Here is a 9,148-nt window from a genome sequence, read left to right on the forward strand (position 1 = left end):
GGGATAGGCACAGCGCAGCAGGGAACTCAGGCCGGTACCGGCTCGCCGACACTGCCGCCGACATTCCCACCAATACGGGCGCGATAGGCGCGCGGCGAGAAACCGGTTTCAGCCTTGAACTTGCGGGTGAACGCGCTCTGGTCGCTGAAACCGCAGGCTTGGCCGATGCAGGCGATGCTCTCGTTGCCATGCAGCAGGTGCATGGCCATCTGGATCCGCAACCGGGTCAGCACCTGCTGCGGGGTCATCTGGAACACCTTGCGGAAGCTGCGCTCCAGCTTGGACAACGAGAATCCGGTGATGTCCAGCAGGGTCTGCATCCGCACGTTCTCGGCATAGTGCGTATTGAGGTGGGCCAGGGCCAGCCGCAGCTGCTCGTACTGGGTGCCCAGGCTGTCCTTCTGGCCGAGGTCGCGGGAGATGCCAATCAGCCCCTCGACCTGGCCGTCAACCACCAGCGGACGTTTGCAGGTCAGGCACCAGCCCGGTTCGCGGTTGGCGAACAGGTGCAGTTCCATCAGGTTCTCGATCACCTCGCCGGACAGCACGCGTGCGTCCTGGTCGACATAGTCCGCACTCAGGCCGGTGGGGTAGATCTCGGCCGCGGTGCGCCCGATCACGTCCTTGCGCGCACGCAGGCCCAGCCGTCGCAGCATGGTCTGGTTGACGTAGGTGTAGCGGCCCTGGCGGTCCTTCATGAAGAACAGCACGTCCGGAATGGCGTCGAACAGGGCTTCGATGTCGGCGGGTTCGACTCGCATGCGGCAAGCATACCCGAGCCGCCGATTTGTCTGCGCGTTCACTCCCACGGGACCGTGCATTAACGCCGCCGGCGCCAGTGTCTGGGGTCTGCCCCCTACCCGCTCCAGGAGATCCTCCATGGCCGCCAGCAAGCCGACCGGCAAGCGCGCTCCCGCCACTCCCTCCGCCGACCGTGACAGCCGCGGCCAGGGCGATGAACTGCATCAGCTCGCAGGAGGTGCCCATCCGGTACTGACCAGCAACCAGGGCATCCCGGTCGCCGACAACCAGAATTCCCTGCGCCAGGGGCCGCGTGGACCGACCTTGCTGGAAGACTTCCTGCTGCGCGAGAAGATCACCCACTTCGACCACGAGCGCATTCCCGAGCGCATCGTCCACGCGCGCGGCTCGGCCGCCCATGGCTTCTTCGAACTGACCCGGTCGCTGGGTAAGGTGACGCGGGCGAAGATCCTCACCGAGGTCGGGGTGAAGACGCCGGTGTTCACCCGTTTCTCAACTGTTGCCGGCGGCGCCGGCTCGGTCGACACCCCGCGCGACGTGCGCGGCTTCGCGGTGAAGTTCTACACGAAGGAAGGCAACTGGGATCTGGTCGGCAACAACATCCCGGTGTTCTTCATCCAGGACGCGATCAAGTTCCCCGACCTGATCCATGCGGTGAAGATGGAACCGGACCGCGCGTTCCCGCAGGCGGCCAGCGCGCACGACACGTTCTGGGATTTCGTCTCGCTGATGCCCGAATCGATGCACATGATCATGTGGGCGATGAGCGACCGCACGATCCCACGCTCGCTGCGCACCATCGAAGGTTTCGGCATCCACAGCTTCCGCCTGCTGGATGAAGAAGGGAACTCCACCTTCGTCAAGTTCCACTGGCGCCCGAAGCTGGGGCTGCAGTCCACGATCTGGGACGAGGCGCTGAAACTGCAGGCAGCCGACAACGATTTCCACAGGCGCGACCTGTTCGAGGCGATCCAGCGCGGCGACTTCCCCGAGTGGGAGCTGGCCGTGCAGTTGTTCAGCGAGGAACAGGCCGACGGCTTCCCGTTCGACCACCTGGACCCGACCAAGATCATCCCCGAGTGGCTGGTGCCGCTGCAGGTGATCGGGCGCATGGTGCTGGACCGCTGGCCGGACAACTTCTTCGCCGAGACCGAGCAGGTTGCGTTCTGCCCGGCCAACGTGCCGCCCGGCATCGACTTCAGCAACGATCCGCTGCTGCAGGGGCGTCTGTTCTCCTATCTGGATACCCAGCTGATCCGCCTCGGCGGGCCGAACTTCAACCAGATCCCGATCAACGCACCGAAGTGCCCGTTCGCCAACCACCAGCGCGATGGCCACATGCAGATGCAGGTACCGAAGGGACGCGTGGCTTACGACCCGAGCTCGCTGCAGGAGGACAGCCCGCGCGAAACACCCGCCGGTTTCCGCAGTCACGCCAGCGCCGATGACGGGCGCAAGGGCCGCACCCGTGCGGAGAGCTTTGCCGACCACTACAGCCAGGCACGGATGTTCTTCCGCAGCCTGGAGAAACCGGAGCAGGCGCACCTGGCCTCCGCGCTGGTGTTCGAGCTGTCGAAGGTGGAAACCGAGAAGGTGCGCGTGCGCACCGTCAGCCATCTGCGCAATATCGACGAGGGGCTGGCCAAGCGCGTGGCCGACGGACTGGCCCTGCGCACCCTGCCCGACCCGGCACCGACGGCAACCCCCGCGCAGGACCTGCCCGCCGCACCCGAAGTACGCGTGATCGGCCGCAACAAGCCAGTGCTGCAGGGGCGTTGCATCGGCATCCTGTTCGATGAAGGTTCCGATGCGCGAGTGATCGCCGACCTGCGTAAAGCCGCTGAAAAGGCCGGCGCCAGCGTCAAGCTGGTCGCACCGAAAGTCGGTGGCGCCACGCTCAGCGACGGCAAGCTGCAGGCAGCCGATGGACAGCTGGCCGGTACCCCGTCGGTGGTGTTCGATGCGGTGGCCGTGGTGCTGAGTGCCGATGCTGGCAAGGCGTTGGCCAAGGAAGCGGCGGCCGTAGGCTTCGTCAGCGACGCCTGGGCGCATCTCAAAGCGATCGCCAGTGACGAAGGCGCACAAACCCTGCTGAAGGCAGCGCGCGTCGGCAACGATGCCGGCACCGTGGAGGCCGAAGACAGCAAGGCCTTCCTCAGCGCTGCCGCCACCCGCCAGTGGGCGCGCGAGCCGAAGCTGCGCCTGCTGGCCTGATCATCCGACAGGAGAATGCTCATGCCCCGTGGTGACAAATCCGCCTATACCGACAAGCAGAAGCGCCAGGCCGAGCACATCGAAGAGAGCGAGCGCGAACGCGGTGCAAGTGAAGGCACCGCCGAGCGCATCGCCTGGGCCACCGTGAACAAGCAGGATGGTGGCGGCAAGCGCAGCGGCAGCGCGCGCAGGAGCACGAAGAAGACGGCACCTGCCCACGCCAGCAGTTTAGTCCGCAGTCGGCAGCGCCCTCACCCAACCGGCCACCACGGCGGCGGCCGGTTCGGCACAGGCCTGCAGCAGCAGATGCGGCCCTTCAAGGGAAACTTGCCGCGCATCCGGCAACAGGGCCTGCAGTTCGGCCACACTCGGCGGCCACAGCAACCGGTCCTGACGGGCCTGCAGACACAGCGTTGGCACCGTGATCTGCGGCAGCAGTGCGCGTACGTCCACCCGCAGGGTTGCTGCGGCGCGCTGCCGCAGCGTGGCCGCCGGGATCTGCGCCAACGTATCGCGCAGCATCGACAGGAGCTCGCGGGTGCGCCATCGCCCCAGCAGCAGGCGGGCCAGCAACGCTACGGGAGGCATCGGCCAGGCCGGCGACAGCAGTGCCGCGCCGGCTGCCGGCAATGGCACGGGCCGACGCGCGAAGGTCGCGGCCAGCACCAGTCCGCGCAGCCCGGGCGGATGCCGCATGGCAAGTTCAACCGCCAACGGGCCTGAGAAGGACTCGGCAAGCAGCACGAATGGCTCGTGTGGCAACTGCGGCCACAGCCCCTCGGCAAGCGTGGCGTAATCCTGGGCTCCCTGTGCAGGCAGGGCGATGGCCTGCGTTGTCAGCCCATGAGCCTGCAGCGCGGACAGGAACGAGGTCGACATCCTGCCGGTGCCATCCAGGCCTGGCAGCATCAGTACGTGCAGCGGCGCAGCCGACGCATCGCCGCACTCCTTCTCCTCGTTTCCGGTTTTCATGGCACCTCCTTTGCTGGCAAGCATCGCCCGGATCGGCAGGCTGCGGAAGCTCCTGCTCTGCTCTTCTCCCGCTGCGTCGGTCAAGGTTGCGCGATACTGCCGGCTCCGCCGCAGGATGCGGCTACCAAGGAGAATCGTCGATGCGATGGACCAACGCACTGGCCATGATGGCCCTGATGCTGCCACTCACCACCTTTGCCAGCGATGGTTGGATAAATGGCGACGGCAAGGCGGTGCCGCAGACCGATGCCATGAAATCCAGCGATGGCTTTGCGGCATCGCTGCTGGTCACCTCCGACGCCGATTGGCGGGCCAAGTGGGAAACCCCAGCGGACACCACGCCGAACTTCACCGAGACCAGCGACGTGCGGCTGGGCGGAGAGCTGTTCGTGCTGACGTTCCTGTCCAACCCGCAACTGGACGAGGATGGCGCCGCCAAGGTCCACTGCGACGTGCGCATGCTGCGCCCGGACGGCAGCACCAGCGCGGATGAGCGCGATGTTCCCTGCTTCACCGCCCGTCTGCCGGGTCCACCCCCCCTGTTGTACATGACCAACGTGCAGCTGAAATTCGTCGCCGAGCCCGGCGATCCGAAAGGTACGTGGACTGCGCAGGTGGTGGTCAAGGATCTGCTGCGGGGTGTGAACCTGCCACTGCAGGCGCGCTTCGACGTCCGTTGAAGCATCGCCAACAGATGAAGACGCGACGGGTGATGAGCTGGACTGGTCGACCGCGTATGCGGTGCTGGTGCCGCCAACGCTGCTGTTGCTGTACGCGGCCGGTTGGTTGATCGAACGTGCCGCGCGCGGGCGCTAGCTGTGCCCATCCGTTGGACACATCGACGCCCTGCATGCGGCCATCGCATGCAGGGCGTCATCCAACATCCAACTACGGATTGCTTACGCTGCGCGTGCAGACACGGCGTGCTTGCGCACACCCGGTTCCAGCTGGAACACCGACACCGACGTGGTCAGTGCATGTGCCTGCTCTTCCAGCGCGCGGCTGGCAGCGGTGGCTTCTTCCACCAGGGCCGCGTTCTGCTGGGTCACCTGGTCCATCTGCACCACCACCTGGTTTACCTGCTCGATGCCGGCGGCCTGTTCCTTGCTGGCGGCGGCGATGTCGCTCATCAGCAGGGTGGTACGCGAACTGGCCTGCGCCACGCGCGCAATGGCAGCTTCCGACTGCACGGTCACCGCCAGGCCGCTCTGCACCTTGGCGGCGGCGTCCTCGATCAGTTCCTTGATCTCCTTGGCAGCGACGCCCGCACGCTGGGCCAGCGTACGCACTTCGCTGGCGACCACGGCAAAGCCGCGGCCCTGTTCACCGGCGCGCGCTGCTTCCACCGCGGCATTCAACGCCAGGATGTTGGTCTGGAAAGCAATGCCATCGATCACCGTGGAGATCTCCGAGATGCGCGCGGAAGACTGATCGATCTCGCCCATCACGGTCGCCATCTGTGCCATGGCCTGCTCGGTCTCGCGCACGGCGACACCGGCCGCGTGCGCTTCGCTGTCGGCCTGGCGGGCCAGCTCGGCGTTCTGGCGCACGGTCGAGGTCAGCTCTTCCATCGAGGCGGCAGCCTCTTCCAGATTCGCGGCCTGCTGTTCGGTACGGCGCGACAGATCGTTGTTGCCGGCCGCCAGTTCCTGCGCCGCGTTGTTGATGCTGTCGGCGGCCACCTGGATGCCACGCACGATACCGGTCAGCTGTGCGGTGGTGGTGTTGGCGTCGTCACGCATGCGCGCGAAAACACCTTCGTACTCGCCGTCCATGCGCGCAGTGAGGTTGCCATGCGAAATGGCGCGCAGTACGTCGGAGACATCGGCGATGCTGGCCTGCGAACTGGCCATCATGCCGTTGAGGTGGTTCACCATCGCCTGGAACTGGTACTGGAATGCCGCAGCGTCGCCACGCATGCTGAAATCGCCAGCGCGCGCGGCACGGGCCAGTTCATCGATCTGCGCGTTGATCGCCATCAGGCTCTGCTTGACCGCGGCCAGGGTGCGGGTCAACGTGCCCTTCTCGCCGGGGTACTCGGGCAGATCGCGGCTGAGATCGCCGATGGCATAGCGCTGCATCACCTCGGCCATCAGCAGCTGCACCTGCACGTGCGATTCGACCAGGTGGTTGGTGGCCTGCACCATGCGGCCGAAGTCGCCGGGGAACGCACTGGCATCCATCCGGTAACGGATCGCACCGGCTTCATGCTGTTCGGCCATCTGCAGCTGCGCACCGATCGCCGCCTGCACACTCTGGCGCACACTGGCCATGGCCTCGCCGAGCTGGGTCAGCTCGTCACGACCGCCAAGGCGGAATTCCTGATCCAGTTCGCCCTTCGACAGGCGCTCGGCCAGCTGAACCGCACGCGCCAGCGGGCCGGTCATGCTGCGGCCGATCAACACCGACGCGGCGATGCCGACCAGCAGGGCTACGCCGCCCAGCGCCAGCAGCTGCAGCAGGCTGCGCTCGCCCAAGCGGATCGCCTCGGCAGCCGCCTCGCGGCTTTCCTTTTCCTCATAGGCCACGCCATCGGCCAGGGCCTTGTTCCAGCCATTGGCGGCTTCCTGCACCGGCCCCAGGGTCAGCGCCACGGCAGCGGGGAAATCGCCCTGCTCCATCAGTTCGCTGGTCTGCTTGTTGAGCGGACGGGCGAGCGCACGCTTGGCGGCGATGGTCTCGCCGATCACCTTGCCCTCGGCATCGCCGGGCAGGGCCTGGTAGGCAGTCCAGCTGGCCTCGTAGCGCTTGACCAGATCGGCAATGCGCTGCTCGTCGTTGGCGCGGTCTTCGCCCTGGCGGATCAGCATCTCGCGGCGCACGACCATCATCTGGTTGTTGGCATCGAGCATCTCCGACAGCAGCCGTACCTTGGCCACGCCAACCTCGACCACCTGCTCCATCGCACGCTTCTGCACGGTGGTGGCGGTAGCGCCGGTGGCCACTACGGCGGCAACCAGCAGCAACAACAGGCCAAAGCCAAGCCCAAGACGCCAGGCAACCCTGACGTTCCTCAAGTAGTTCATGGGGTGAATCCAAAACGGGGGGGATGCGCCCATATCGGCCTGCCCGCCGGGAATCTTGATCGTCCCCCGTGCGCCTGCGTCGGAAGCCGTTCACCTTGGTGAGGTGCGGTCCTCCGCTTCCGCGGTGGGTCTTTGGCGTGGCGATGCGCCCCCGCTGCTCATGCCGGCATCAGTTCCTTTTCACGGCGGCTACGCAGCGTTTGCAGGCAGGGTGGAGGCGTTATCTGTTTGGAGACGCCCATGCCCGTATGCCGCCCCGCCCTGCTTGCCCTGTCGCTGTTGATCTCACCCGCCTTCGCACAGTCCACGCCACCTGCCGGCCTGCCAGCGCCGATTGCCGAAAAAGCCGGTCCTGACACGGCGGCACGCTCACCCCTGCATGCGCAGGTCCTGCTGGACCGTGCGAATTTCTCTCCGGGCGAGATCGATGGTGAAGTGGGCAGCAACCAGCGGCGTGCGGTGTCCGGCTTCCAGGCCGCGCACGGGCTGACGGCCAACGGTGAACTGGACGATGCCACCTGGAAAGCCCTGGAGGCCGATTCGGTCACTCCGCTGGCCAGCTACACGCTGACCGCTGAAGACGTGGCCGGTCCCTTTGTCGCCATCCCCAAGAAGCCGGCCGAACAGGCCAAACTGAAATCCTTGGGCTTCAGCAGTATCGAAGAATCACTGGGCGAGCGTTTCCATGCCGCCCCGGAGCTGCTGAAGGCCCTCAATCCCGGCGTGGATCTGAGCAAGGCCGGCACTCGCATCCAGGTGCCCAACATTGCGCCTGCCGCTTTGCCCAAGGCCGCCAGGCTGGTGGTCGACAAATCCGACTCCACCCTGCAGCTGCTGGATGCACAGGGCAAGGTAATCGCGCAGGTGCCGGTGTCGTCGGGCAGCGAGCATGACCCGCTGCCGATCGGTGAGTGGAAGATTCTCGGCGTGTACCCGGATCCGCCATTCCACTACAACCCGAAACTGTTCTGGGACGCGAAGAAGGGCGATCGCAAAGCCACGATTCCGCCCGGCCCGAACAATCCGGTCGGCCGGGTCTGGATCGATCTCTCCAAGCCGCATTACGGCCTGCACGGCACACCGGTGCCCGGCCACGTCGGCAAGACCGAATCGCACGGTTGCGTGCGCATGACCAACTGGGATGCGCTGCGCGTGGCCGCGGCGGTGGATACGTCGGTAGTCGTGGTGATGCAGGAGTAAGCCGATGCGACTTGCGCAACTGATCGTGCTGGGACTGGTGATGGGCGTGGCCGCCGGTTGGTGGCTGCAGCGCGATGGCGAGCCGTCCGATGGCGCGGGTACCCGCCCCCTTGCAGTGGTGCCGCCCCCGGCTGCGGCCAACGGGGTCGGTGCCGTATCCGTGAAGCAGGCAGCGACGGCAATCGCTGCGCCCGCCCCAGCAGCAACCGGCGACACACCCTCCGGTCTGCTGCTGCCGGTACAGGGCATTGCGCCGTCGCAACTGCAGGACACCTTCACCGACGCACGCAGCGAAGGCCGTGTGCACGACGCCATCGACATCATGGCCGCTGCCGGCACGCCGGTGCTGGCCGTGGCCGATGGCCATGTCGAGAAACTGTTCGACAGCAAACGTGGCGGCCTCACCCTCTACCAGTTCGAACCGAGTGGCCGCTGGTGCTACTACTACGCACACCTGCAGCGCTACGCCGACGGGCTGGCCGAGAAGCAGACCATCAAGCGCGGCGATGTGATCGGCTACGTCGGCAGTACCGGCAATGCCAATCCCGAAGCCCCGCACCTGCATTTCGAAGTGCACGCGCTGGGACCGGAAAAACAGTGGTGGAAGGGCGAGTCGCTCAACCCCTATCCGCTGCTGAAAAAAGCGGACGGAGGGGATTAAGTCGCAATCCGCACGGTTGCTTCAGGGCGCCTGCGCCACGCGCGGGCGCTGCCTGCGCAGCGCGATGGTGAAGATCACCAATGCGATGCCTGGAACCAGCAGCAACAGCGCCGCCAGTTTCCAGAAGAAGAATGGCCACAGCCAGATGTAGTCCAGGTCGGTCAGCTTCAGAAGATCCAGCGGCGGTTGCAGCTCGACGGTTGCCGGCCTGCCGGCCAGCGCCGGCTCCACTGCCAGCACGGTCACCCGCAGCCAGGAGCGGCCACGGGGCAATGCGTCACCGCGGCCGTAGCCGAAGTACGCGGCGGTGAAC

At 66.2% G+C, this 9,148-nt stretch carries 7 protein-coding genes and 1 pseudogene; 4 read left to right on the forward strand and 4 right to left on the reverse strand.

What is annotated here, in order from left to right; all coding sequences use genetic code 11:
• Nucleotides 1-26: 26 nt before the first annotated feature.
• The gene (locus DBR20_RS03065; RefSeq protein ID WP_089236448.1) at nucleotides 27-761 is read right to left on the reverse strand and encodes an AraC family transcriptional regulator; all 735 of its coding nucleotides are present in this window, start codon (nucleotides 759-761) and stop codon (nucleotides 27-29) included.
• Nucleotides 762-879: 118 nt separating this feature from the next.
• On the opposite strand from DBR20_RS03065, the gene DBR20_RS03070 reads away from it, so the two are divergent.
• The gene (locus DBR20_RS03070; RefSeq protein WP_108265148.1) at nucleotides 880-2,976 is read left to right on the forward strand and encodes a catalase; all 2,097 of its coding nucleotides are present in this window, start codon (nucleotides 880-882) and stop codon (nucleotides 2,974-2,976) included.
• 228 nt (nucleotides 2,977-3,204) lie between these two features.
• On the opposite strand, the gene DBR20_RS03075 is transcribed toward DBR20_RS03070, so the two are convergent.
• Nucleotides 3,205-3,948: an alpha/beta hydrolase gene (locus DBR20_RS03075; RefSeq protein WP_108265149.1), complete on the reverse strand. Its 744-nt coding sequence runs from the start codon at nucleotides 3,946-3,948 to the stop codon at nucleotides 3,205-3,207.
• Nucleotides 3,949-4,088: 140 nt separating this feature from the next.
• On the opposite strand from DBR20_RS03075, the gene DBR20_RS03080 reads away from it, so the two are divergent.
• Nucleotides 4,089-4,628 (forward strand): hypothetical protein, encoded by a 540-nt coding sequence (locus DBR20_RS03080; protein ID WP_108265150.1) that lies wholly within the window; start codon nucleotides 4,089-4,091, stop codon nucleotides 4,626-4,628.
• A 219-nt stretch (nucleotides 4,629-4,847) separates the two neighbouring features.
• On the opposite strand, the gene DBR20_RS03085 is transcribed toward DBR20_RS03080, so the two are convergent.
• Nucleotides 4,848-6,974: a methyl-accepting chemotaxis protein gene (locus tag DBR20_RS03085; protein WP_108265151.1), complete on the reverse strand. Its 2,127-nt coding sequence runs from the start codon at nucleotides 6,972-6,974 to the stop codon at nucleotides 4,848-4,850.
• Nucleotides 6,975-7,214: 240 nt separating this feature from the next.
• Between DBR20_RS03085 and DBR20_RS03090 the strand changes: the two genes are divergently transcribed.
• Both DBR20_RS03090 and DBR20_RS03095 read left to right on the forward strand, forming a co-directional pair.
• Entirely contained in the window at nucleotides 7,215-8,174 is a 960-nt protein-coding gene (locus tag DBR20_RS03090) for a L,D-transpeptidase family protein (RefSeq protein WP_108265152.1), read from the forward strand.
• 4 nt (nucleotides 8,175-8,178) lie between these two features.
• Nucleotides 8,179-8,835, forward strand: a complete 657-nt coding sequence (locus tag DBR20_RS03095; protein WP_108265153.1) for a M23 family metallopeptidase — start codon at nucleotides 8,179-8,181, stop codon at nucleotides 8,833-8,835.
• Between the two features lie 21 nt (nucleotides 8,836-8,856).
• On the opposite strand, the pseudogene DBR20_RS03100 reads toward DBR20_RS03095, so the two are convergent.
• Nucleotides 8,857-9,148: pseudogene (locus tag DBR20_RS03100) on the reverse strand (hypothetical protein); the annotation flags it as partial.

This window comes from Stenotrophomonas sp. HMWF023 (assembly GCF_003060985.1).
Lineage (GTDB): Bacteria > Pseudomonadota > Gammaproteobacteria > Xanthomonadales > Xanthomonadaceae > Stenotrophomonas > Stenotrophomonas lactitubi.